Origin of the sequence: Nocardia sp. CDC159 (genome assembly GCF_023740735.1) — a bacterium.
GTDB lineage: Bacteria > Actinomycetota > Actinomycetes > Mycobacteriales > Mycobacteriaceae > Nocardia > Nocardia pulmonis.
In genome coordinates, this window is sequence record NZ_JAMRXH010000007.1 from 329,764 (window position 1) to 352,623 (window position 22,860).

At 70.5% G+C, this 22,860-nt stretch carries 18 protein-coding genes; 9 read left to right on the plus strand and 9 right to left on the minus strand.

The window, feature by feature from the left end; translation table 11 throughout:
- Nucleotides 1-3 precede the first annotated feature (3 nt).
- Both NDR87_RS18555 and NDR87_RS18560 read left to right on the plus strand, forming a co-directional pair.
- Nucleotides 4-1,647, plus strand: a complete 1,644-nt coding sequence (locus tag NDR87_RS18555; RefSeq protein ID WP_251913921.1) for a class I adenylate-forming enzyme family protein — start codon at nucleotides 4-6, stop codon at nucleotides 1,645-1,647.
- A 10-nt stretch (nucleotides 1,648-1,657) separates the two neighbouring features.
- Nucleotides 1,658-2,320 (plus strand): peptidylprolyl isomerase, encoded by a 663-nt coding sequence (locus NDR87_RS18560; RefSeq protein WP_251913920.1) that lies wholly within the window; start codon nucleotides 1,658-1,660, stop codon nucleotides 2,318-2,320.
- Here NDR87_RS18560 and NDR87_RS18565 read toward each other — a convergent pair.
- The gene (locus tag NDR87_RS18565) at nucleotides 2,295-2,885 is read right to left on the minus strand and encodes a TetR/AcrR family transcriptional regulator (protein WP_251913919.1); all 591 of its coding nucleotides are present in this window, start codon (nucleotides 2,883-2,885) and stop codon (nucleotides 2,295-2,297) included. The genes NDR87_RS18560 and NDR87_RS18565 overlap by 26 nt on opposite strands.
- 70 nt (nucleotides 2,886-2,955) lie before the next feature.
- On the opposite strand from NDR87_RS18565, the gene NDR87_RS18570 reads away from it, so the two are divergent.
- Together NDR87_RS18570 and NDR87_RS18575 are read left to right on the plus strand one after the other, a co-directional pair.
- A complete protein-coding gene (locus NDR87_RS18570; RefSeq protein ID WP_251913918.1) occupies nucleotides 2,956-3,657 on the plus strand; it encodes an SDR family oxidoreductase in 702 nt (233 codons plus the stop codon).
- Nucleotides 3,658-3,673: 16 nt separating this feature from the next.
- A complete protein-coding gene (locus NDR87_RS18575) occupies nucleotides 3,674-4,096 on the plus strand; it encodes a tautomerase family protein (protein WP_251913917.1) in 423 nt (140 codons plus the stop codon).
- Nucleotides 4,097-4,111: 15 nt separating this feature from the next.
- On the opposite strand, the gene NDR87_RS18580 is transcribed toward NDR87_RS18575, so the two are convergent.
- From NDR87_RS18580 to hutH, 6 genes are all read right to left on the minus strand, one after another.
- Nucleotides 4,112-4,624 (minus strand): DUF1772 domain-containing protein, encoded by a 513-nt coding sequence (locus tag NDR87_RS18580; protein ID WP_251913916.1) that lies wholly within the window; start codon nucleotides 4,622-4,624, stop codon nucleotides 4,112-4,114.
- A gap of 236 nt (nucleotides 4,625-4,860) precedes the next feature.
- Nucleotides 4,861-6,594, minus strand: a complete 1,734-nt coding sequence (locus NDR87_RS18585) for an NTP transferase domain-containing protein (protein ID WP_251913915.1) — start codon at nucleotides 6,592-6,594, stop codon at nucleotides 4,861-4,863.
- Between the two features lie 49 nt (nucleotides 6,595-6,643).
- Nucleotides 6,644-7,384: a VOC family protein gene (locus NDR87_RS18590; protein WP_251913914.1), complete on the minus strand. Its 741-nt coding sequence runs from the start codon at nucleotides 7,382-7,384 to the stop codon at nucleotides 6,644-6,646.
- A 19-nt stretch (nucleotides 7,385-7,403) separates the two neighbouring features.
- On the minus strand, nucleotides 7,404-7,718 hold the full coding sequence (locus NDR87_RS18595) for an MGMT family protein (protein WP_251913913.1): 315 nt from the start codon (nucleotides 7,716-7,718) through the stop codon (nucleotides 7,404-7,406).
- 1 nt (nucleotide 7,719) lies between these two features.
- Nucleotides 7,720-8,481 carry an alpha/beta hydrolase gene (locus tag NDR87_RS18600; protein WP_251913912.1) on the minus strand — a complete coding sequence of 254 codons (762 nt, stop codon included), beginning with the start codon at nucleotides 8,479-8,481 and terminating at the stop codon, nucleotides 7,720-7,722.
- 61 nt (nucleotides 8,482-8,542) lie between these two features.
- Nucleotides 8,543-10,231, minus strand: a complete 1,689-nt coding sequence (gene hutH, locus NDR87_RS18605; RefSeq protein WP_251913911.1) for an aromatic amino acid ammonia-lyase — start codon at nucleotides 10,229-10,231, stop codon at nucleotides 8,543-8,545.
- A 337-nt stretch (nucleotides 10,232-10,568) separates the two neighbouring features.
- On the opposite strand from hutH, the gene NDR87_RS18610 reads away from it, so the two are divergent.
- Both NDR87_RS18610 and NDR87_RS18615 read left to right on the plus strand, forming a co-directional pair.
- Complete coding sequence (locus NDR87_RS18610; protein WP_251914216.1) at nucleotides 10,569-14,201, plus strand: PD-(D/E)XK nuclease family protein; 3,633 nt, start codon at nucleotides 10,569-10,571, stop codon at nucleotides 14,199-14,201.
- Between the two features lie 7 nt (nucleotides 14,202-14,208).
- Complete coding sequence (locus NDR87_RS18615) at nucleotides 14,209-17,961, plus strand: ATP-dependent helicase (protein WP_251913910.1); 3,753 nt, start codon at nucleotides 14,209-14,211, stop codon at nucleotides 17,959-17,961.
- Here the strand turns inward: NDR87_RS18615 and NDR87_RS18620 are convergent, their stop codons facing one another.
- Entirely contained in the window at nucleotides 17,962-18,351 is a 390-nt protein-coding gene (locus NDR87_RS18620) for a hypothetical protein (RefSeq protein WP_251913909.1), read from the minus strand. It lies immediately after the preceding gene.
- Nucleotides 18,352-18,415: 64 nt separating this feature from the next.
- On the opposite strand from NDR87_RS18620, the gene NDR87_RS18625 reads away from it, so the two are divergent.
- From NDR87_RS18625 to NDR87_RS18635, 3 genes are all read left to right on the plus strand, one after another.
- Complete coding sequence (locus tag NDR87_RS18625; protein WP_372494200.1) at nucleotides 18,416-19,474, plus strand: TrkA family potassium uptake protein; 1,059 nt, start codon at nucleotides 18,416-18,418, stop codon at nucleotides 19,472-19,474.
- A gap of 27 nt (nucleotides 19,475-19,501) precedes the next feature.
- Nucleotides 19,502-20,413, plus strand: coding sequence for an NAD(+) diphosphatase (gene nudC, locus NDR87_RS18630; RefSeq protein WP_251913908.1), 912 nt, complete (start codon nucleotides 19,502-19,504; stop codon nucleotides 20,411-20,413).
- A gap of 135 nt (nucleotides 20,414-20,548) precedes the next feature.
- Entirely contained in the window at nucleotides 20,549-22,603 is a 2,055-nt protein-coding gene (locus tag NDR87_RS18635; RefSeq protein ID WP_251913907.1) for a CocE/NonD family hydrolase, read from the plus strand.
- Here NDR87_RS18635 and NDR87_RS18640 read toward each other — a convergent pair whose 3' ends face one another.
- Nucleotides 22,604-22,855 (minus strand): mycoredoxin, encoded by a 252-nt coding sequence (locus NDR87_RS18640; RefSeq protein WP_308212111.1) that lies wholly within the window; start codon nucleotides 22,853-22,855, stop codon nucleotides 22,604-22,606.
- Between the last annotated feature and the right edge of the window lie 5 nt (nucleotides 22,856-22,860).

Here is a 22,860-nt window from a genome sequence, read left to right on the forward strand (position 1 = left end):
GACATGACCGATGCCGTTGACGTCCAGGCGCTCGTCGCCCGTGCCGTCGCCGAACTGACCGGCCCCGGTGGACGCTTCGAATCGACCGTGGAGCCGGTGCTGGGGGTGCCGATTCCGGTGCTGCGCCACCGCCGCCGCTCCCTGCTCGAACTGCTCGACGCGGCGCGCGCCTGGGGTGGGCGAGAGTTCCTGGTGACCGAGGACCGGCGCATGTCCTTCGCCGAGCACCACGCCGCGACCGAGGCGCTGGCGTCCGCCCTGGCCGATCGGTCCGGGGTCGAAAAGGGCGATCGGGTGGGCATTCTCGCGGCCAATGCCATCGAATGGGTGGTCGCGTTCTGGGCCGCGGTGCGGCTGGGGGCGATTCCGGTCGGCTACAACGCCTGGTGGGCGCCGCCCGAGATCGCCTACGGCCTGGGGCACACGGGTCCGAAGGTGGTGATCGCGGATGCGAAACGGGCTGGGCTGCTGCCGGAGTCGGTGCCCGTGCTCACCATGGAGCGGGACGTGCCGGAGTTGATCGCAACCCACAGCGGGCGCTCGGACCTGCCCCGGCCGACCATCGCCGAGGACGATCCCGCCGTGATCCTCTACACCAGCGGGACCTCCGGTCGCCCCAAGGGGGTGGTGCATTCGCATCGAAACCTGGTGGCGGTCAGCGATTATCACCGCTTCACCGACGCCCTGGCGGCCGCCCTGCTCGGGCAGGCCGACCATGACGGCCCCAGTGCCAAGCGATTCCTGTTGACCTCACCGCTGTTCCACATCGCGAGCCTGCACAACCTCGTGGTGCCCCGGCTGGTCACCGGGGCCACCGTCGTGATCCATCAGGGCTCGTTCGACGCCGACCGGGTGCTGATGCTGCTCGAGCGCGAGCGTGTCACCAACTGGGGCGCGGTGCCGACCATGGCGTCCCGGCTGCTCGACCGCGAGCTGTCGCGCTACGACCTGTCGGCGCTGACCGCGTTCTCGCTCAATGCCGCCCCGTCCTCCCCGGCATTGCACCGCAGGCTGCGCGAACGGCTGCCGGTCGCCCCGACCACCAGCTACGGGCTCACCGAAAGCGGTACCGCCGCAACGGTTGCCGCCCCGCCGGAACTGGCCGCGTTCCCGGAGACGGTGGGGCGGCCCATCCTCGGCGTCGCCGTCGAGATCCGCGACCCGGGCGGCAAGCCGGTGCCCGATGGCGTCGAGGGCGAGATCTGCGTCCGCAGCCCGTACGTCATGCTCGGTTACTGGAACGACGAGGCGGCCACCGCCGCCGCCATCGACGCCGAACGGTGGCTGCGCACCGGTGATTTCGGCTCCCTCGCCGAGGGGAGACTGTATCTGTCGGGTCGGCGCACCGATCTCATCCTGCGCGGCGGGGAGAACGTCTATCCCACCGAGATCGAGAACGTCCTGGACGAACATCCGGCCGTGCGCGAATCGGCGGTGCTCGGCATCGCGCACGAGGAGTTGGGGCAGCAGGTGGCCGCGGTGGTGGTGGTCGACGATCCGGAGGTGGTGGGCGAGCAGGATTTACGCGAGTTCACCGCGGCCCGGCTGGCCTACTTCAAGGTGCCCGAGCGCTGGGTGATCACCGCGAAACCGTTGCCCCGCAATGTCACCGGCAAAGTGATGCGGAGGAATATCGAAATCGGCTAGTTTGCTCGCTATGAGGTCACGCTGGGCTGCCGTATTCTCCGCCGTTGTCGTATCGATGTCCGGGCTGCTGGTCGGCGCGGGATCGGCCCAGGCGAAACCGCTGGTGGTCACGTGCGATTTCACCCCGACCCCGGACAACCCGGCGGCCCGGCCGGTGCTGGCGCCGCCGTCGATCGCGCCGACCGTGGGCACCATCGACGTCACCTTCCGGTTCCGCCAGGGTCCGGTGACGGTGCGCCTCGACCGCTCCGGCGCGGCGCCCTGCGCGGTGCAGAATATGACCAGCCTTGTGCTGCAACGGTTCTACGATCAGAGCCAGTGCTGGCGGCTGACCGACAGCGCCCGGCTCGGCGTGCTGCAGTGCGGCGACATCTACGAGGTCGAAAGGGGCGGGCCCGGGTACGCCTTCCCCGACGAGGTCGACGGCACCGAGACCTACGAGCGCGGCACCCTGGCCATGGGCAACCAGGGGTCCGGCACCAACGGCAGCGAATTCTTCATCGTGCACTCCTTCGCCCACATCCCCGCCAACTATTCGGTACTGGGCCGCGTGGTGCGCGGGATGGAGGTGATCGACCGCATGGTCGCCGCGGGCATCACGCCCACCGAACGCGGCGAGCGCGACGGCCTGCCCGCCCAGCCGGTGGTCATCGAGTCGGCGGGGCTGGGCTGATCAGGCGCTTTCGGGCGGCCCGCAGGATGCGCTCGGACAGCTCGTCCCCGGCGCTCGCCCGCGCCAGCATCAGCGCCCCGGCCAGGAGCGCGACCTCGACCAGTAGCTCGTCCTCGTCGCTGGAGCGCTCGCCGAGGGAGCCGAGGTTGTCCACCATCTCCCGCAGGCCGTCGAGATAGGCCTGCCGCAGAGGACTTTCGGCATCGGCACGCGCCACATCGCCGACCAGCGCGGCCAGCCCGCAGCCCTGCCCGGGATGGTCGCGGTGGGCGACCGACAGGTAGCGCTCGATGAACAGCTGCCGCGCGGTCTCCAGATCCGGGCTGGTCTCGCGAATCTCGTCGATCTCCCGCGCCTTCTCCGCACACGCGGCCGTGCACGCCTGCGCCACCAGATCCTCCTTGGACCGGAAGTGGCGATAGAAGCCGCCGTGGGTCAACCCCGCCGCTGCCATCAGCTGCGGCACGCTCACGCCGTGTGCGCCGTGCGCGCGCACCTGCGCGGCGGCCGCGTCCAATACCTCCCGACGGTGCGATTCCGCCTGTGCCCGTGATGCTCGCGGCATGGGCTCCCCTTCTCTCGAATCGGTCACCACAGTCTTGCGCATTGCTTTAGATGATGAGCATAATCTAAAGATGACCACTATCGAGGGCACGGTCGCCCTGGTGACCGGCGGCCAACGCGGCCTGGGCCGAGCATTCGTCGACGAACTCCTGCGTCGCGGCGCGTACAAGGTGTACACCACCGCGCGCGACCCGATCCCGGGCGAGGATCCGCGGATCGAACCGCTCGCCCTCGACGTGACCGATCCGCGGGCGATCGACGCGGTCGCCGCCGGGGCCACCGACGTGCGGATCGTCGTGAACAACGCGGGCGTGCTGTATCCGGCGCCGCTGCTGCGAACCGCGATGGCCGATGTGGTGGCGACCTTCGAGACCAATGTCTTCGGCCCGTTGCGGGTCGCCCGGGCCTTCGCGCCGATCCTCGCCGCGAACGGCGGCGGCGCGCTGGTCGACATCCACTCGGTGCTGTCGTGGAGCGCGGGCGCGGGTGCCTACGGCGCGTCCAAGGCGGCGCTGTGGTCGATCACCAACTCGCTGCGCATCGAGCTGGCCGGGCAGGGTACCCAGGTCGTCGGGGTGCATCTCGGCTTCGCCGACACCGATATGGTCCGGAACTTCCCCGGCGACAAACTCGAGCCCGAGCAGGTGGCCCTGGCCGTTTTCGACGGCGTCGAGAAGGGGGAGAGCGAGGTGCTGGTCGACGAATTCAGTCGCGGTGTGAAAGCGGCGCTGTCCGGTCCGGTCGAGGGCCTGAGCCTGAGCATCGGCCGCTGACCGAGAGGAGCGATCCATGCCGCTGTGGCATGTTTACCATCCGATCGGCGCCTACTCCGCCGCGGACAAGCAGAACTTCGCGCGGGATATCACCGGGATCTACACGGCCGTCGGCCTGCCCGAGTTCTACGCCATGGTGCTGTTCCACGAGGTTGATACGCACGACTTCTACGTCGGCGGGCGACCGGCCGGCGACGCGGTGCGGATCGTCGTCGAGCATCTGGCCCGCCATCTCGACGATCCGGTCCGGCGCAGGGCGATGACCGAGCGTCTCGACGCCGTGATGCGCCCGTATACCCGAGATCGGGGTCTGCACTGGGAGTTCCACATCGACGAGACCCCGCGCGATCTGTGGATGATCGCGGGATTGTGGCCCCCGGATCCGGGCACCGACGCCGAAAAGGCCTGGGCAGCGGCCAATCGGCCGCTGCCGTACTGATGCGTCGAACGGTATTCAACGCCCCGACGCGCGCAGCGCCATCGCCAGGAATCCGATGGCCCCGGTATTGGCCAGTGCGCGGGCGAGGTTCAGCCGCACCCACGGTGTCTCGAACCGCTGGCGCAGCGCCGCGAAGTCGCCGCCGCTGACATCGGCGAGCTGATTGTTGAGCGGGATGTTGCCCCCGAAGGAGATGAACAGGCTGATCACATTGAGCGCCAGCGCGATCAGAATCCACCACAGCACCTGACGCTGATCGCCGCGCAGATGCAGGGCGGCCGCGACACCGGTGAGCACGACCGAGCCGAGGAAGCTGAGCAGGAACAGCGGATTGACGATGACCACGTTGATGCGGTTCATCACGTCCACGAAGGTGCGGTCGTCGACCTGGCGCAGCGCCAGCATGACCGAGGTGCCGTAGGCGTAGTAGACCCCCGCCAGCAGGCCGGTGAGGATGGTGGCGGCGACGAGGGAGATCGTGCCGAGCGTGGCGGAGGTGGTGGTGGCGGAGGCGGTTGTCGCTGTCATGCCTTGAAGTACACCCGTTCGAGCAGCGAGTCGACATCGTTGTGACGCTCGCGCACATGCGCGCGAGTCCAGGCCGAAAGGGGTGCTTCGGCGGCGAGAACGGTCACATGGTGGTGTGCCTGGATGCACTCTATTCCCCGGTCGCACCGTCCCACTATTTCTAGAACGCGTTTCGGAACGCCTACGCCCCGGGTGGTGCGCGACCCGGGTCCCCGGTGTCGGCGTGACGAGCCGAATCAGCCGGGTAGCGGCAGGAATTCGACGAGGGTGCCGTCGGTGGCCCCGGGTGGGACGATGACCAGGCCGTCGCGGTCGAGCAGGCCCGCCAGGTGGGCGGTGCGGATGTGGGGGTCGGCGGTGAAGCCGCCGTCGGGGAGGGTGCGGGCGGGGACTATGCGGGTCACCGGGGCGGTGACGGAGGTGGCGTTGGTGAGGGGGCCGAGGAGGGTGCGGGCGGGGGTGCGGGCGGTGCGGCCGTCGATGATCGCGGGGAGGAGGGCGGTGAGGGTGGCCACGGCGGCGTAGGGGTTGCCGGGGAGGCCGAGGATTGTTGTGCCGGAGGGGGTTTCGGCTACCACGGTGGAGCCGCCGGGGCGTAGCTGCAGGCGATGGACCAGGATGCGGGCCGCGGTGCGGTCGAGGGCGTCCCGGAGCTGGTCGGCCGCGCCGCCGCCGGTCGCGCCGACGATCACCAGCAGGTCGCAGTCGGTGGCGGCGGCCAGGACCTCGTCGAAACCGTTGGGGGTGTCACGCAGGTGTACCCGGTCCAGGGCGTCAATTCCGTAGCGGGACAGCAGATCCGGCAGCACGGGGCCGATCGAGTCGCGGGTCTGGCCGGTGCGCAGCGGTCCCTCGCTGCGAATCTCGTCGCCGGTCATGACGATTCGCGCCCGGATGGGGCCGCGCACCATCAGGGCCGCCACCTCGGCGGCGGTGGCCGCGGAGATCAGGGCGGTGGACACCGGTGTGCCCGCCGCGGCGATCGAATCGCCCGGTTGCCAGTCCTCGCCGCGGCGGCGCACGTCGTCGCGGATCGGGGTGTCGGGCAGGCGATGCAGCAACCCGTCCTCGACGCGGGCGAACTCGTCCCGCACGACCGTGGACGTGCCCTCCGGCACATGCGCCCCGGTCGCGATCCGCACCGCCTCCCCGGCCGCCAGCCCCACCGGACGCTGCCCGCCCGCGAAGCCGACGTCGTGGCGCAGCCGCCACGGACCCTCGCCCGCCACGGCATATCCGTCCATGGCCGACACGTCGAATCGGGGCAGTGCCTCGGCGGCGGTCAGCGGCACCGCGAGCGTCGCGCCCCGCGCCGAACGCAGCGGTGACTGGCGGGTCGGCAGGCGGGAAAGGCTGCCGCGCAAGATATTTCGCGCCTCGTCGAGGGTCAGCGGGGCCGCGCGGGCCCGCGCCCGGCGAATATCGTCGGCGGTATCGCAGTCGGCGACCCCGGGCAGCTGGACCATGACGGTGTCCATCGGCACCAGCGCCTTCATCGGCTGATTGATCAGCGAGTCCAGTCGGTCCAGCCCGGCCAGCAGCGCCGTGCGCCGCCACACCCCGACCAGATACTGCGGCCGCCCCGATTCGTCGGCCGCGAATACCGCCGCCGCCTGCGAGGCCACGGCATGCCGGGCCAATTCATCGATCACCTCGGCGGTCAGGAACGGCATATCGGCGGCCAGCACCGCGACCAGCTCGGCCGGAAAATCGCACTCCTCCAGCACCCGCAGCCCGGCCGCGATCGCGGCGACCGGACCCGCACCGGCGGGCACCTCCTGCACCTGCCGGATCGCGGGGGCCAGTTCCGGCCGATGCGGGCCGACCACCACCGTCCGCACGCACGAGGCCACCGCGGCCAGCGCCGTGTCCAGCATCGTTCGCCCGCCGACCACGATCGCGGGCTTGTCCACCCCGCCCATCCGGGTCGCCCGCCCACCCGCGAGCACGATCGCGTCGATCGTCGTCACGAGCCCTCACCCCGCACGTTGATCATGGCGCCGATGGTAGGCGATGCGGTCAGTCGCCCCGGGGACGCAGCAGACAGAACTCGTAGGTCTCCGGATCGGCCAGCACCACGGGCCGTCCATCGCCGGAGCCGAAATCGCCGGGCCGCACCGCAATCGCGCCCGCCGCGCGTAATCGGGCCAGATCCTCGTCCGGATCGTCGGCCGGAAACCACATCAGGTCCAGATGCAGCCGCCCGCGGTCGCCGCCGCTGCCACAGCGCAGGAACTCCAGCCACGGACCCTGCCCGGTCGCCGACCGGATGCCGCTGAATCCGCCCGCGTCGTGGGACACCGGCCAACCCGAGGCGGTCGACCAGAACCGGGCCAGCCGAGCCGGATCGCGGGTGTCGATCACGATCGCGGCGACCGCGCCGGTATCCACGTACTGCTCGCGCGGTTCCAGTACGCAGAATTCGTTGCCCTCCGGATCGGCCAGCACCACCCACGGCACCGCGCCCTGCCCGATATCGATCCGCCGGGCGCCCAGCGCCAGCGCCCGATCCACCTGTACCCGTTGATGATCCAGCGACCGGCTGGCCAGATCCAGGTGAATGCGGTTCTTCCCAGACTTCGGGCCGCGGGCGGGCAGAAAGCTCAGCGCGACATCGGGGGCGTCCGGATCGGGCGCGGCCACATCGACCCCGTCGGGCCGGTCCACCGTCACATCCCAGCCCAGCAGCTCGGCCCAGAATCGGGCCACGCCGCGCGGTTGGACGGCATCGAAGACCACACACGCCAGCCGGGTGGACATGACTCCACGGTAATCGCCGTCAGCCCGGGTCGCGGTGGGATTCGAAGCGAAACCGCGCCGCCGCCAGATCGACCCGGTCGCCGCGGACCGGACAGCCCTCCTCGGCCAGCCGCTGCAATTGCCGGTGGCGCAGGTGCGGCGCCGGTGAGCCGTCGGCGCGCAGCACCCGGTGCCAGGGCAGGTCGGCGGCGTCGGTGCGCATGATCCAGCCGACCGTGCGCGGTGTCGACAGCCCGGCGGCGGCGGCGATATCGCCGTAGGTGGCGACCCGGCCGGGCGGGATCGCGGCCACCAGTTCGCGGACTCGCTCGATCTCGGCGTCGGAGGTGGCCATATCAGAGGACCGAGCGGATGACGGCCGCGGTCTCCGCGGGACGGGCCAGGGGAACCATGTGGTCGCAGTCGAACTCGTGCACGGTCAGCCGGTCGCCGAGATGTGCGCCGAGCTCCGACCGCAGCCGTGGCGTGACGATCTGCGCCTTCATCGCCCGCACCAGCACGGTCGGCAGTTCCGCGGGTGGAAGCACGAGGTCGCGGGCCAGCTCACCCCAGTAGGAGACGATGGCGGGCAGGCTCAGCCGCCAGGCGAGCCGACCGGCGCCGGTGGGCACCAGATGTTCGGCGAGTTCGGCCTCGAGCAGCCGCGGTTCGACCTCGGCCCAGGCCGTTTCCAATTTGTCGAGCCGGGCCGCCTCGACGTCCGCGTAGTCGGGCCGGGCCAGCGTGCCGTAGGCGATCTGCAGCAGGAACTCGGGGTCCAGACCCATGGCCGGATCGAGCAGTACCAGGGCGCGCACCAGTTCCGGATGCCGATGGGCCAGATGGATGCCGGTGGCCCCGCCGAACGAATGCCCGACCACCACCGCCGGTTCACCCGCGAGCAGTTCGGCCACATCCTCGGCCACGGTCTCCAGCGTCCACGGCGGCAGCGCGGGTGAGCGGCCGTGACCGCGCAGATCCGGGGCGACGATCCGTAGCTCGGGCAGGTGTTCGGTGGCCAGCGCGGCCCAACGGCGACCGTGTCCGGTCAGGCCGTGCAGGGCGAGGACGAGCGGCCCGTCGGCCGGGCCGAAGCGGTGGACGTTGAGGTCGGTCACCCGATCATTGTGCCGACGGCGTTCGGCATCCGCGCGCCGGTTCCGCTGCTTTCGCCGGACACTATGCGGCGCAGGGCTTTTCGTCGGCCTCGTCGGCTATCCGGGACAGGGCGCCGTCGCGGACCAGGGCCGTGGCCGCCTCGACGTCGGGGGACAGATATCGATCGTCGGTGAGCGGTTCGATGCGCTGGCGGACAATCGCTTGCACGGCCTCGGTTCCGGAACCCATTGCCAGCCCGGGCATTCGGGGGCGGGCCAGGTCGACGGCCTGTGCGGCCATCATGATCTGCACGCCCAGGACGGTGTCGAGCCGGTCCAGATTGTCGGCGAGGTTGCGCAGCGAGGCCATCGCCATCGGGTTGAGGTCCTCCTGGCCGCCCTTGACCGGCCGAGACAGGGTGCTCGCCGGATTCGCGCGAATCTGGATCTCGGGAACGAGGGCCGCCGCCACCGTTTCGGCTTGCACCATCCCGGAGTTCAGGCCCACCGGGCCACCGGCCAGATTCGCGGGCAGGCCGTAACTCCAGTCCGGATCCAGCAGTCGGCCGGACAGCCCCTCCGAGAGGACGGCGAGGTTGGCGAGCTGGGCATTCAGCCGGTCGATGTGCTCACCGAGATGTGTTGCCGCCCAGTTGCCACCCATGACGAACTCGTGGCCGCCGGAATCGCGCGGGAAGATCAGCGGATTCGAGGTGGAGGCGTTCGCCTCGCCGACCACCGCGTCGCGGGCGGCGGCGAGCGTCCGGCGCAGGGTGCTCAGCACATGCGGTGTCGAACGCACCGAGGTGGCGTCCTGCACCCGCGGTCCGTGCTGCCCGAATAGTTCTCGGCCCGCCTCGGTCATCCACTGAGTGCCGCAGTACAGCGACCGGATCTGCGCGGCCGCGTCGACCTGTTCGGGAATGCCGCGCTCGGCATGGGTGCGTTCGTCGAAGGCGCCCTGTTCGGCGCGCGTGGCCTCCAGGAACAGGGCGAAACCCGCGATGAAGGCGTCGATATCGCGGTCGGCCCGGTCGATCGCCTCGGCCAGCCGGGCCGTCAGCGCGCTGCCGCCGCTGATCAGTGGAAGCGCCTCACCGGCCTCGAGGGTGAACCGTTCGGGCAGGCCCGCGGCGCGCAGGGCCATCGGCGCGCCGGTCTGCCGACCCTCGAAGAACACCGGATTGGCCTCTCCGATCATGCTCAACCCGGCCGCGGCCATCGGCTGCAGGTCGCCCGTGCCGAGCGAGCCGATCTCCGGCATCGTCGGCAGCACACCGGCGTTCACCAGCGACAGCATGCGGTCCACCAGTTCCGGGCGCACCCCCATCGTGCCACGCGCCATCGTATTGGCCCGCAACACCAGCGTCAGCCGCGCGACCCGCGGCGGCAGCGCCGGTCCGGTCCCGGCCGCGTGTGAGCGCAGCACGCGGCGCTGGAATTCCTGCTGCTCTTCGGAATTGAGCGGACGGTCCTTGAGCGGGCCGAGGGCCTGATTCCAGCCGTATACTCGTTGCCCCCCGGCTACGGTGTCCAGCGCACCCTGTCTGGCGGTGGCCATCTGCCGCCGCGCCGATTCGGACAGCCGGACGTCCACCGAGTTCTCGTGCAGGACGCGCAGCATCGTCGGCCAGTCCAGGTGGGCGCCGTCCAGGGTGATCGCGGTGGCCGATCCGGTCGGTCCGCCCGCGGCGGCGACCATTGTCTGCGAACCGATCGCGATGAGCAGGGCGGCCGTCAGGACCCGTATTCCATTCGCTCGCAGTACCACCCGACTCACCTCTGCGACACGTTTCGACATCGATAGGGCGGAAGAGCGCCGCTCGGCCGCGACCGTGTTCAAATCGCCTGGGCGCGTGGGCATCTGGCGCGGGCGATGAGTTGAATTCTAGCCGATCTTCCGGCCCCGGCCGGTCGGAATGGCGAGTTGCGGAAGTGGAGCGGAAGTATCGAAAATGTGTTCGAATTTCGGGATCGGCGAGTCGCTCATAGCGTGTCCGGTTGTTTTGGGCTCCCTATCACAGATCGGCCACTGATGGTGGGAGCGACACAGTTCGAGGGTGGGGCAATTATTTTTGTCGGGGGTGTCTGTTGAAATAGCCGCCGTGATGCGATCGGATAGCTCGGTGCGACTGGTGCGCCGCGGCGAAACGGCTCCCCGCCTGCGGGAGTGGGGCGCCGACGTCCGGACGCTGTTCGCGGGTGGGGGCGCGGACCCGGGTTGGCGGCCGTGGCAGGTGCTGGGCGGGCCGGGTACGGGTAAGACGTCGCTGCTCATCGATGTCGCCGCCGATCGGATCGCCGATGGCGCGGATCCGGAATCGATACTGGTGCTGACCCATTCGAAGGGGGCCGCGCTGCGGGTGCGCAACGCCATCGGCAGGCAACTCGGAGGAGTTCCGGGCGCCACCCGGGAACCACTGGTGCGCACCGTGCACTCCTACGCCTTCGCGATCCTGCGCATGCACGCCGCCGCGCACGGAAATCCGCCGCCGCGGCTGTTGACCGGCGCCGAGCAGGATGTGGTGCTGCGCGAGATGCTGCGCGGTGAGCTGGAAGATATCGCGAACGGTGCCGAGGATTTGTGGCCGCAGCGTTTGCAACCCGCGCTGGGCACGCTCGGATTCGCCGAACAATTACGTGATCTGATGTTGCGCGCCACCGAACGCGGCATGGGGCCGGAGGATCTGGTCGAATTGGGGCGGCTGCACGATCGACCGGAATGGGAGGCGGCGGGCCGCTTTCTGGAGCGCTACGAACAGGCCATGCTGTTGCGCTGGTCGGTGGGCATCGAGGCGCCCGAGGCCACCGCGCCCGCCCTGGACGCCGCGGAACTGGTCGGGGCGGCGCTGGACGCGCTGGCGCTGGACCCGCGGCTGCTGGACGCCGAGCGGGAGCGCATCCGCTGCCTGCTGGTCGACGATGCGCAGCATCTGGACCCGCTTGCGGCGCAACTGGTTCGGGCCGTGGGCGGCGGGCCCGCCACGGCCGTGGTTGCGGGCGATCCGGACCAGGCGGTGTTCACCTTCCGGGGCGCGGAGCCGCGATTCCTCGCCGATCTCGACGCGCCGGAGGATCGGCGCATCGTCCTGCGCGACAACCGCCGATCCGCCGCCGCGGTGCACGACGCGGCGGCGCGCATCGCGGCGCGGATGCCCGGCAGCGCGCCGCATCGGTTCGATCCGCGCGATCCGGCCGCGCCCGAGAACATTCCGGGCGAGGTCCGCGTCCGCGTCCTCACCACACCCGCCAAAGAGGCGTCCCTGATCGCCGACCACCTGCGCCGCGCCCACCTCACCGACGGCGTGCCCTGGTCCCGCATGGCCGTCGTGGTCCGCTCGGTCCCCCTGTCCCTGGCCCCCCTACGCCGCGCCCTGCTCGCCGCCGGAGTCCCCGTCCTACAACCCAAACCCGACGTCCCCCTGGCCCGCCGCCGCGGCGCGTCCTGGCTCCTGCTGTCCCTGCGCGCCCTACTGGCCGCCGACCGCACCCCCGCCCTCTTCACCCCCGACGACGCCCTCGACCTCCTCACCGGCCCCCTGGGCGGCGCCGACCAGATCAGCCTCCGCCGCCTCCGCCGCGGCATCCGCCGCACCCTCTTGGAACGCGTCCGCTACCACTCGGACGACCCTCGCGCCTTCGGCGGCGAGGGCAATGAGGGCCGGGCCGGCGGCGAGGGCAATGAGGGCCGGGCCGGCGGCGAGGGCAATGAGGGCCGGGCCGGCGGCGAGGGAAGTGGCAGCACCGCTTCCTCGGGCGAGGAATCGGGTGCGGAGGCAGGGGATCGGCGTCCGGAGCTTCCGCATGGGGGAAGTGATGTTCTGCATCTGGAAGATGACGCTGCTCGCGTGGATGCCGCGGAGGGGGCGGGGCTTGGGGAAGCGGGTCGGGGGCGGCGGGGGAGTGTGGTGGATGAGGACTTCGACTGGGAGGGGGGTGTGGGGGAGTGGGGCGGGGATTTGGATCGGTCGTCGGCGGAGGTTTTGCGGGATTTGATTGTGGGGGTGGGGGATTACTCGATCGTGGAACGGTTGAGTGAGGTGGAGGGGGCGCCGTTGCGGCGGGTGTTGAAGGCCGTGGGGCGGGGGCGGCGGGCCGTGCGGCGGGGGGCGGGGCTGGAGGAGGTGCTGTGGGGGGTGTGGACCGCGTCGAATCTGGAGAAGCGGTGGGTGGGGCAGTCCGAGCGCGGGGGTGCGGTCGGGATGCAGGCGGATCGGGATCTGGATGCGGCGGTGGGGTTGTTCGATGCGGCGGCCGCCTATGTGGATCGGCTGCCCGGGGCGGATATCGAGGGCTTCGTGGGATATCTGGAGCAGCAGGAGATTCCGCAGGATTCGGCGCCGCTGACCGATCCGGGCGAGGCCGTCGCCATCGTCAGCGCGCATGCGGCGGCGGGGCGCGAATGGGATGTGGTCGCGGTCGCCGGTGTGCAGGAGGGCATCTGGCCCAATCTGCGGCCGCGCGGCACGCTGCTCGGCGTCGAGGACCTGGTGGATTTGGTTGCGGGCGTCGCCGATTCGGGCGAACGGGTGAGCCGAGCCGCGCCCATTCTCGCCGAGGAGCGGCGGTTGCTGCTGCTCGCGTGCAGCCGCGCCCGGCGCTCGCTGCTGGTGACCGCGGTCGAATCGGTCAGCGGCGACCGGGATCTGGTGCCCTCCCGCTTCCTGGCCGAACTCGATCCCGACGCCACCCCGGGCGAGACCGGTCGCATTCCCGCGCCGATCGATCCGGGCCGCGCCCTGATCACGCAGGCCCTGATCGCCGAATTACGCGGCGCCGCATGCGATCCCGAGGAGCCCGCGCGACGGCGCCAGCGCGCCGCCCGGCAGCTGGCGCGGCTCGCCCGCGCCGGGGTGCGCGGCGCCCATCCCGACGACTGGTACGGCACCGTCGAATTGAGCTCCCAACTGCCGCTGTGGGGCGACGACGAGGGCCCGGTGGCACTGTCGCCCTCCACGGTCGAACTGCTGAAGACCTGCCCGCTGCGCTGGGCCCTGGAACGCCACGGCGGCAGCGACGGCGAGAATCCGCACGCGGTCAAGGGTAATCTCGTGCACACCCTGGTCCAGGCGCTGGCGGGCCAGGTCACCGAGGCCCAGGTGAAGGCCGCGCTGGTGAAGGCGTGGAAGGCGGTCGACCCCACCTCGACCGACACCGGCCCACACAGCTGGCATTCCCGCCAGGAGCTGCGCCGCACCGAATCCATGCTCGACACCTTCCTGGCCTGGCTGCGCAACACCCGCGACGAGCTCACTCAGATGGGGGTGGAGGTGCCCGTCGACTGCGTGCTCCCGGCCCGCGGGCCCGGCGAATATCCGGTGCGCATCCGCGGCCGTGTCGACCGGGTGGAGCGAGACGCCTTCGGCCGCTTCGTGATCGTCGACATCAAGACCGGTAAGACCCCGATTTCCAAACAGGCCGCCCAGGACCACGCGCAGCTGGCCACCTACCAGGTCGCCGCGGCGGCCGGCGCGCTCGACGACGGTTCGGCCGACGCCGAGCCCGGCGGCGCGCGGCTGGTGTACGTCGCCAAGCCCAGCGGCAAGGAGGGCGCGACCCAGCGATTGCAGCCCCCGCTCGAGGACGAGGGAATCGAGCAGTGGCGCGACACCATTCACGACGCGGCCGCGGCCACCCGCGGCCCCAGCTACCTGGCCATGCGCAACGACGGCTGCCGTCACTGCACGGTCTCGGGCAGCTGCCCCGTTCAGGACACCGGGCGGCAGGTGACCGATACGTGAGCGCCGCATGAGCGTGTCGCCGTGGCAGCTGGCGGAGGCCCTGGGCCTGCCGCCGCCGACCGACGAACAGGCCGCCGTCATCGCCGCGCCGCCGGGGCCGACCCTGGTGGTCGCGGGTGCGGGCGCGGGCAAGACCGAGACCATGGCCGCGCGCGTGGTGTGGATGGTGGCCAACGGACTCGTCGCACCCGACGAGGTGCTGGGCCTGACCTTCACCCGAAAGGCCGCCCAGCAGTTGACCACTCGCATCCGCACCCGCCTCGCCCGGCTGGCCGGATCGCCGCTGGTGCGGGAGCTGGATCCGAGCGGGCGGCTGCGCGAACGGCTGGCCGGATCCGAACCGGAGATCAGCACCTACCACTCCTACGCCGGTCGGCTGCTGTCCGAGCACGGCCTGCTGCTGCCGGTGGAACCGAACGCGACCCTGCTCACCGAGACCCAGCTGTGGCAGCTCGCCCACCGCGTGGTCACCGGCTGGGACGGCGACCTCGACACCGAGCGCACCCCCGTCTCGGTGACCGAGGCCGTGCTCGCGCTGTCGGGGCAGCTCGCCGAGCACCTGGTGGAACCCGAACAGCTGGCCGAGGCGCACACCGAACTGGAGAAGCTGGTCTTCACCCTCCCCGCCGGACCCCGCCAGCGCGGCGGCCCCAATCAGGAACTGCAGAACATCGTCGCCGTCCAGCGCGAGCGCGTGGCCCTGCTGCCGCTGGTCCAGCGCCTGGCCGAGGAACTGCGCCGCCGCGGCGCCCTGGACTTCGGCTCCCAGATGTCGCTGGCCGCCCGCCTGGCCGCCGAACATCCCGAGGTCGGTCGCGCCGAACGCACCCGTTTCCGCCTGGTCCTGCTCGACGAATATCAGGACACCGGCCACGCCCAGCGCATCCTGCTGGCCGCCCTGTTCGGCGATCTGGACAGTGCGCACGGCACCGCCGATTCCCCTGGCCACCAAGGGGTTTCGCCAGCCCACCCGGCACGGCCCGGCGCGGTGCCGGAGGAGCGATCGACCGATACCGACCCGGGCACCGGTCGCGGGGACGACTCGCCGTTCGTCCGACGCGTCGTGCCTGGTCACGCGCCGGGAGGCGCCGGGCCCGCCGAGACCGGCGGTGACGATGCGGCGGCGCACGAGGACGATCCGGCGATTCGGGATCGACTGGCCGTCACCGCGGTCGGCGACCCCATGCAGTCCATCTACGGCTGGCGCGGCGCCTCGGCGGCCAATCTGCCCCGCTTCGCGACCGACTTCCCCAGCGCCCCGGGCGTTCCCGCACCGATCCTGCCGCTGCTGACCAGCTGGCGCAATCCACCGGAGGCGCTGGATCTGGCGAATCTGGTGGCCGAACCGCTGCGGCACGCCGAGGGTGGGGTGAGCGTCGACGCCCTGCGCCCGCGCCCGGACGCGACGGCCGGAACGGTGGCCCTGGCCCTGCTCGAAACCGTTGCCCAGGAACGGGATTGGGTGGCCGAGCGAATCGCGGCGGAGTGGGAGGCACATGCCGACGCCGGGGTGGCCCCGCCCACCTCCGCGGTGCTGGTGCGCCGCAATGCCGATGCCGCCCCGCTGGCCGAGGCGCTGCGCGAGCGCGGGCTCCCGGTGGAGATCGTGGGACTGGGCGGGCTGCTGGCCACGCCCGAGGTGGCCGATGTCGTTGCCACGCTGCGCCTGATCGCCGACCCGTCCGCGGGCAGCTCGGCCGTACGCATCCTGACCGGCGCGCGCTGGCGCATCGGCGTCACGGATCTGGCGGCGCTGGCCCGCCGCGCCCGCGAGCTGTCGATCGTCAGACCGCCCGAGGAGACCGACGCCATCACCGACGGCGCGGCCCTGACCGCGGCGCTGCGCACGGTCGCCCCGGAACCGGCCGAGCAGGCCGGACTGGTCGACGCCATCGCCGATCCCGGTGCGCCGGAACACTATTCGCCCGCGGGCTATCAGCGCATCGTCGAGCTGGGGCGGGAACTGACCGCCCTGCGCGAACGCAGCGGCCAGTCGCTGTCCGAACTGGTCGCCGACGTCGAGCGCACCATCGGGGTCGGCGTCGAGACGCAGGCCCGCCGCGCGGCCGCGGGCGGCGGTGCGGGCCGCGAACATCTGGACGCCTTCGCCGAGGTCGTCGCCGGATATGCCGCCGACCACCGCGCGACGCTGCCCGGCCTGCTGACCTTCCTCGCCGCGGCCGAGGAGGTCGAGAACGGTTTGGAGCCCGGCGAGGTCGAGGTCGCCCGCGATCGCGTGCAGATCCTGACCGTGCATGCCGCCAAGGGCCTGGAATGGGAGGTGGTCGCCGTTCCGCACGTGGTGCGCGGGGTATTCCCGTCCGGCACCGCCGCGGGCACCTGGTTGGGCGCGCTCGCCGAGCTGCCCACCTCGCTGCGCGGCGACCGGCGGCGCGAGGACGCCCGCGACGGTGTGCCGGTGCTGGACCTGTCGGAGCTCTACGATCGTACCGATCTGGAACAGGCCATCAAGGCACACAAGGACGCGCTGGGCCGCCGCCGCGTCGACGAGGAGCGCCGCCTGTTCTACGTCGCGCTCACCAGAACCGAACGCGCCCTGTTCGTCTCGGCCCACCACTGGGCCGAGACCGGCGCCACCCCCAAGGGCCCGTCGGATTTCCTGCTCGAGCTCAGGCGCGCGGTCGAGGTTCCGGATTCGGCCCTGGCGAGTTCGGTCCGCATCGACCACTGGGCGGATCCGCCCCCGGCCGAGGCCGCCAACCCGTTCACCGACAATCCGGCCTCGGCGCGGTGGCCGCGCGACCCGCTGGGCAAGCGCCGCACCGCCGTCGAGGAGGGTGCGGCGCTGGTCCGCGCCGCGCTGGTCGGCCTGCCGCCGGAGGAACAGCTGCGCCGTACCGGTCTCGACGCCGTCGCGGGCGGCTCGGCGGTGGACGCGGCCGATCCCGCTCCCAACGAGCCGGGTCCCCCGGCGCAATCACCCTCCGCGGCAACCGGTCCCGACGGACAGCTATCGCTCTTCGACGAGACGGCCGAGGAACCGGACGAACCCGCTCCCGACGACGATCCCGAGGGCTGGTCCGCCGATGTGGACGCCCTTCTGGTCGAACACCTCGCCGCCGCCGACACCGTTCGGGAAGTGCAACTGCCGGAACAACTTCCGGCCACCGCCCTGGTCGACCTGCGCGCCGACCCGGCGAAACTCGCCGCCCGCCTGCGCCGCCCGCTGCCGTATCCGCCCAGCCCGTTCGCGCGGCGCGGCACGGCCTTCCATGCCTGGCTGCAGCGCTGGTTCGGCACGACCCAGCTGCTGGACCTCGACGAATTGCCCGGCGCGCAGGACATCTCGGTGACCGATGCCGAGCTGATCCGGCTGCAGGAGGCGTTCCTGTCCTCGCCGTGGGCCAACCGCAATCCGGTCGAGGTGGAGGTCGCCTTCGAAACCTCGTTGGCGGGCACGCTGATTCGCGGTCGGATGGACGCCGTCTTCGCCGAATCCGGCGGCCGCTGGCTGGTGGTGGACTGGAAGACCGGCGCCGAACCCACCCGCTCCGAGGAGCGCGCGGTGGCCATACAGCTGGCGGTCTACCGGCTGGCCTGGGCGCGCCTGGTCGCCGCCCGCACCGGCGCCGACGAGGCCGACATCCTCGAAAGGACCGGCGCCGCTTTCCATTACGTGCGTACCGGCCGCACCATCGCCCCGGCCGAGCTGCCCGGCCCGGCGGAGCTGGCCGAGCTCATCGAGACCACGGCCCCCCGCTGGTCGTCACCGCCGCAGGACGAACCGGCGCGGGACTGATCACCCCTCGCGGCTCACCTTCAGCGCCTGGGTCACCAGCGGAACCTGCAGCGGCAACCGCAGCACCGTGCCGATCTTCACCGGCAGCGGCATTTTCGGATTGCGCACGTAATCGACGGCCATCTGCACATTGGCCGGGAACACCGCGAGGAACAGCAGTGCCGCCAGCCGCCCACCGAGCCGCCGCGTCCGCGGCACCGCCAGGGCCGCGCCCACGCCGAGCTCGGCCACCCCCGAGGCGTGGGTGTAGGTGCGGGCCCGGCCGGGCAGCCACCGCGGCACGATCGAGTCGAAGGGCCTGGGCACCGCGAAATGCAGCACACCCATTCCCAGCAGCAGCGCCGCCAGCAGTCGGGCGCGGCGGGGGCTCGGCGAAGTGACGGCAGTCATGCCGACACCCTGTCACTCGCGCGCCGTCGCGTCGAGTCCGCGATCGCCCGGTACGCTGCGGAGCGTGTTCGATGATCGGCTTCACGGGCTGCGGCGGCTGACCGATCGCCCCGATTACGCCCTCGTCGGAATTCTGCGGATCCCGGAAATCCAGACCAGCCCATGGGTTTCGCTGGCCCGGCGCGTGGCGTTCGCGATCGCGCTGCTGGTCGGCGCCACCCTGGTGGTCTACTTCGGGCGCCACGGCTATCGCGACAACCAGGGCGGCGAGCTGTCGCTGCTGGACGCCGCGTACTACTCCACGGTGTCGCTGTCGACCACGGGCTACGGCGACATCACCCCCGTCACCCCCGAGGCGCGGCTGATCAACACGATCGTCATCACGCCGCTGCGGGTCCTCTTCCTGATCGTGCTGGTCGGCACCACGCTGCAGGTGCTGACCGAACGGTCCCGGCAGGTATTCAAGATTCAGCGATGGAGGCACAGGGTGCGCAATCACACCGTGGTCGTCGGATACGGCACGAAGGGCCGCACCGCCGTCGACGCCATGCTCGGTGACGGGGTGCAGCCGGGCGACATCGTCGTGGTCGACACCAATTCGAGCGTGCTCGAGGCGGCCGCGAACTCGGGCCTGGTGACCGTGCACGGGTCGGCGACCCAGTCCGACGTACTGCGGCTGGCCGGAGTGCAGCACGCGCAGGCGGTCGTGGTCGCCGCCAATCGCGACGATACGGCCGTGCTGGTCACGCTGACCGCGCGCGAGCTCAATCCGAAGGCCAAGATCGTCGCCTCGATCCGCGAGGCGGAGAACACCCATCTGCTGCGGCAGTCGGGCGCCGATTCGGTGGTGGTGTCCTCCGAGACCGCGGGCCGGTTGCTCGGCATCGCGACCACCACCCCGAGTGTGGTGGACATGATCGAGGATCTGCTCACCCCCGAGGCCGGATTCGCGATCGCCGAACGCGAGGTGGAATCCGACGAGGTGGGCGGCTCGCCCCGGCATCTGCGCGATATCGTGCTGGGCGTGGTCCGCGGCGGGACGCTGATCCGGGTGGACGAGCCCGAGGTGGACGCGCTCGAGGCCGCCGACAAGCTGCTCTACGTCCGCCGCGCCGGTAAGTGAGATCGCCGGGCGGATACGCTCGATGACGTGTCCGGATTTCAGTTGAAAAATGTTCCGTTGCTGTCGCGCTCCGTGCTGGACCGTGCAGAGGAGCTGCGCTCGGACGAGCAGGCGCTGAAGGAGGGATGGGCCGACGCCCGGGTGTTGCGGATGAACCGGCGCGGGCAGGTCCGCATCGACGGCACATCGGTCGTGTTCGAACCGGCCGTCGAGCTGGCGGCCGAGCCGGTGCCCGAGGCGGTGTTCCTCGGAGTCGACGGCGGCACGCACCTGTGGGCCGTGCGCGACAACGACATCGACGGCACCCTGATGGATCTGCGCACGGTCGGGGTCACCCTGGATCTCGAGGATCTGGCCATGGGTGTGCTCTCCACCGCACTGGCCCTGCTGAATTGGCACGACAGGGCGAAGTTCAGCGCCGTGGACGGTACCCCGACCCGGCCCGCCAACGCCGGGTGGATGCGGGTGTCCGAGGCCGGGCACGAGGAGTTCCCGCGCATCGATCCCGCCGTGATCTGCCTGGTGCACGATGGCGGCGACCGCGTGCTGCTGGCCCGCCAGCACACCTGGCCCGAGGGCATGTTCTCGCTGCTGGCCGGATTCGTGGAGGCGGGGGAGTCGCTGGAGCGCTGCGTCGAACGCGAGATCCGCGAGGAGGTCGGCGTCGACGTGCGCGAGATCCGCTATCTCGGCAGCCAGCCCTGGCCGCTGCCGCGCTCGCTGATGCTGGGCTTCGCGGCCGTCGCCGATCCGGGGCAGCCGCTGGTCTTCGCCGACGGCGAGATCGCCGAGGGGCACTGGTTCACCCGCGCGGAGGTGCGTGAGGCACTGGCCCGGGGTGCCTGGGGTTCGAAGGGGTCCGAGGGTGCGCGGTTGATGCTGCCCGGGTCGATTTCCATTGCCCGCACGATTATCGAATCCTGGGCTGCGGCGGACTGATTGCCGTTCTGTCCGATTCGGCGGGTGTGTTGGCCGCCGTCTCGACGGTATTCGAACGTAATCTGTGACTTCACCAGAAATTTTTTCCGGCTATTTCGAGAGATCGGCGATCATTTCGAAAGGTGGGTCACGGATATGAAATCCGCGCTTCGTCCGGCGGTGGCGGCAATCGTTGCGGCACTGACCCTCCCCCTCGTCACGGTGGCCTCGGTGAGTGCGTCGCCGCCGATCGCCACGGGACCCGATGGCGGTGCCGCCGGTGCCGCCTGGACCGCCGCCCATGACGGCCCGCCGCAATACCCGAACATCAACATTCAATGGGATGTTCCGATAACGATGAGCGACGGCGTGGTGCTGAAGGCGAATGTCTACCGGCCCGCCGACGCCGCCATGCTTCCCGTCGATGTGCAGACACCGGTGATCGTCAATATCACCCCATACACCAAGTTGGTGAGCAATCTCGTCGACCACGCGCTGTCGATACCCGTCCTGTCGCACGCGGTGCTCGAGTTGCTGCGGCAGATCGACTTCTCCGGCACCGCGCTTTCCGGCATCACCGATCTGACAAAGGGGATCGGTGGGGGCTGGCTGCGCAACTTCGCGGTCGACCGCCATTTGGTGCAGGCCGGTTACACCCAGGTCGTCGTCGACACCCGCGGCACGGGGTTCTCCGAGGGCGTATGGGACGCACTTCGTGAACGCGAGCAACAGGATTCGGTCGAGGTGATCGAATGGGCGTCGCGGCAGCCGTGGTCCGACGGCAATATCGGCATGAGCGGCATGTCGTATTCCGCCATCAATCAACTCCAGACCGCCGAGCTGCGTCCGCCCGCGTTGAAGGCGCTTTTCCCCGTCTTGCCGGGCAGCGATCTGGCTCAGGATGTACTGGCACCGGGCAACGGATTCGGCGTCACGTTCATCACGCTCTGGCTCTCCCTGATCAATGGCCTCAAATGGGTGCCGGATGTGCAATCGATCCTGACCGGAACGTTCGACTCGAGGTGGTTGTGGGACCGTATCCACAGCCCGCTCACCTTCATGGATGTCGAGTTGGATGCGTTGACCAGCACCCGATGGGAGGATTTGAGCCCGCTGACGAAGGACGTACTCACCGAGGGCTCCCCGACTCGCCGGACCTGGTTGGGCGATCCGAGCCGGGTGCAGGTGCCGACCTTCGTCGTCGGCGGCTGGCACGACCTGTTCACCTATTCCGAATCCAAGATCTACAACCAGATTCCGCTACTGCCGGGTCGTAAGCAGCTGCTGATCGGCGACACCTATCACATCACGCCGGGCAACGAATACGGCAACGACGGCCTGCCGCCGCGCCTGGATGTCTTGCAACGCGCGTGGTTCGACAAGTGGCTCAAAGGGATCGATAACGGGATCGACACCTATGGTCCGGTCACGGTGTTTCAGCTGGGTGCGGGCTGGGTCACCCTGGACGGGTTCGGTCCTTCCGCGGTGGCGGACGCGCCGCGATATCGCCGAATGTATCTGTCCGCCAACCGGAGTGGTACCGCCACGAGCGTCTACGACGGTACGCTGGCCGTCGAGCCCGACAACGACATCACGCGGCTGAGCGTGGCGCCCGGCCTGACGACGTTGTGCTCCAACGATGCCGCCCAGGCGACCGTCGGCCTGATGGCGATCATCGTCGCATGCGGCGACGATTCCCGCATCGCCGAGCTGAACGGACTGACCTTCACCAGCGCCCCGGTGGCCGAGCCCACCACCATCTCCGGTCCGATCGCGGTGCGGCTCAACACGGTTCACGACGCCAGCGACGGCTACTGGACGGTCACCATCAACGATGTCGCGCCGGACGGACGTTCGAGCGTGCTGTCGTCGGGACAGCTGCTGGCCTCGGCCCGCCTGATCGACGAATCACTTAGCGCCCGTTCGCCGAACGGCGACTACACCGATCCGCGGCCCTACGCCTCCCTGTCGCTGCGGCAGCCGACGGTGCCCGGCGAGGCGACCACGCTGGACATCGGGCTCGCGGCCACCGAGGCCGTGCTCGCACCCGGGCATCGACTGCGGGTCGACATCTTCGCCGGAAACCTGCCGAAGGGCGTTCCGATCATGCCCGACCTCGTCAATACCGGGTTGAAGCCCGAACACGTTCTGCTGGACCCGGACGCGCCGAGCTTCGTCAACATCCCTGTCCGCGGCAACCCGGGCTGGTGATCAGGCGATCTTCGCCAGCGCCTGCTTCACCTGCACCAGGCTCGGATTGGTAGCGGTGGACCCATCGCGATACTTCACGGTCGGCACCACATGGTTGCCACCGTTGACACTGCCCACGAATTCCGCCGCCGCGGGATCCTGCTCGATATCGACCTCGGTATAGGTGATACCGGACTCGTCGAGCTGCTTCTTCAGGCGCCGGCAGTAGCCGCACCAGGTGGTCGAGTACATGGTCAGGTCGGTAGCTGTCACACGTG

Coding starts and splice junctions, on each gene's coding strand:
- NDR87_RS18555 (WP_251913921.1), top strand. CDS start 4: ATGACCGATGCCGTTGACGTCCAGGCGCTCGTCGCCCGTGCCGTCGCC.
- NDR87_RS18560 (WP_251913920.1), top strand. CDS start 1,658: ATGAGGTCACGCTGGGCTGCCGTATTCTCCGCCGTTGTCGTATCGATG.
- NDR87_RS18565 (WP_251913919.1), bottom strand. CDS start 2,885: ATGCCGCGAGCATCACGGGCACAGGCGGAATCGCACCGTCGGGAGGTA.
- NDR87_RS18570 (WP_251913918.1), top strand. CDS start 2,956: ATGACCACTATCGAGGGCACGGTCGCCCTGGTGACCGGCGGCCAACGC.
- NDR87_RS18575 (WP_251913917.1), top strand. CDS start 3,674: ATGCCGCTGTGGCATGTTTACCATCCGATCGGCGCCTACTCCGCCGCG.
- NDR87_RS18580 (WP_251913916.1), bottom strand. CDS start 4,624: ATGACAGCGACAACCGCCTCCGCCACCACCACCTCCGCCACGCTCGGC.
- NDR87_RS18590 (WP_251913914.1), bottom strand. CDS start 7,384: ATGTCCACCCGGCTGGCGTGTGTGGTCTTCGATGCCGTCCAACCGCGC.
- NDR87_RS18595 (WP_251913913.1), bottom strand. CDS start 7,718: ATGGCCACCTCCGACGCCGAGATCGAGCGAGTCCGCGAACTGGTGGCC.
- NDR87_RS18610 (WP_251914216.1), top strand. CDS start 10,569: ATGCGATCGGATAGCTCGGTGCGACTGGTGCGCCGCGGCGAAACGGCT.
- NDR87_RS18615 (WP_251913910.1), top strand. CDS start 14,209: ATGAGCGTGTCGCCGTGGCAGCTGGCGGAGGCCCTGGGCCTGCCGCCG.
- NDR87_RS18620 (WP_251913909.1), bottom strand. CDS start 18,351: ATGACTGCCGTCACTTCGCCGAGCCCCCGCCGCGCCCGACTGCTGGCG.
- NDR87_RS18635 (WP_251913907.1), top strand. CDS start 20,549: ATGAAATCCGCGCTTCGTCCGGCGGTGGCGGCAATCGTTGCGGCACTG.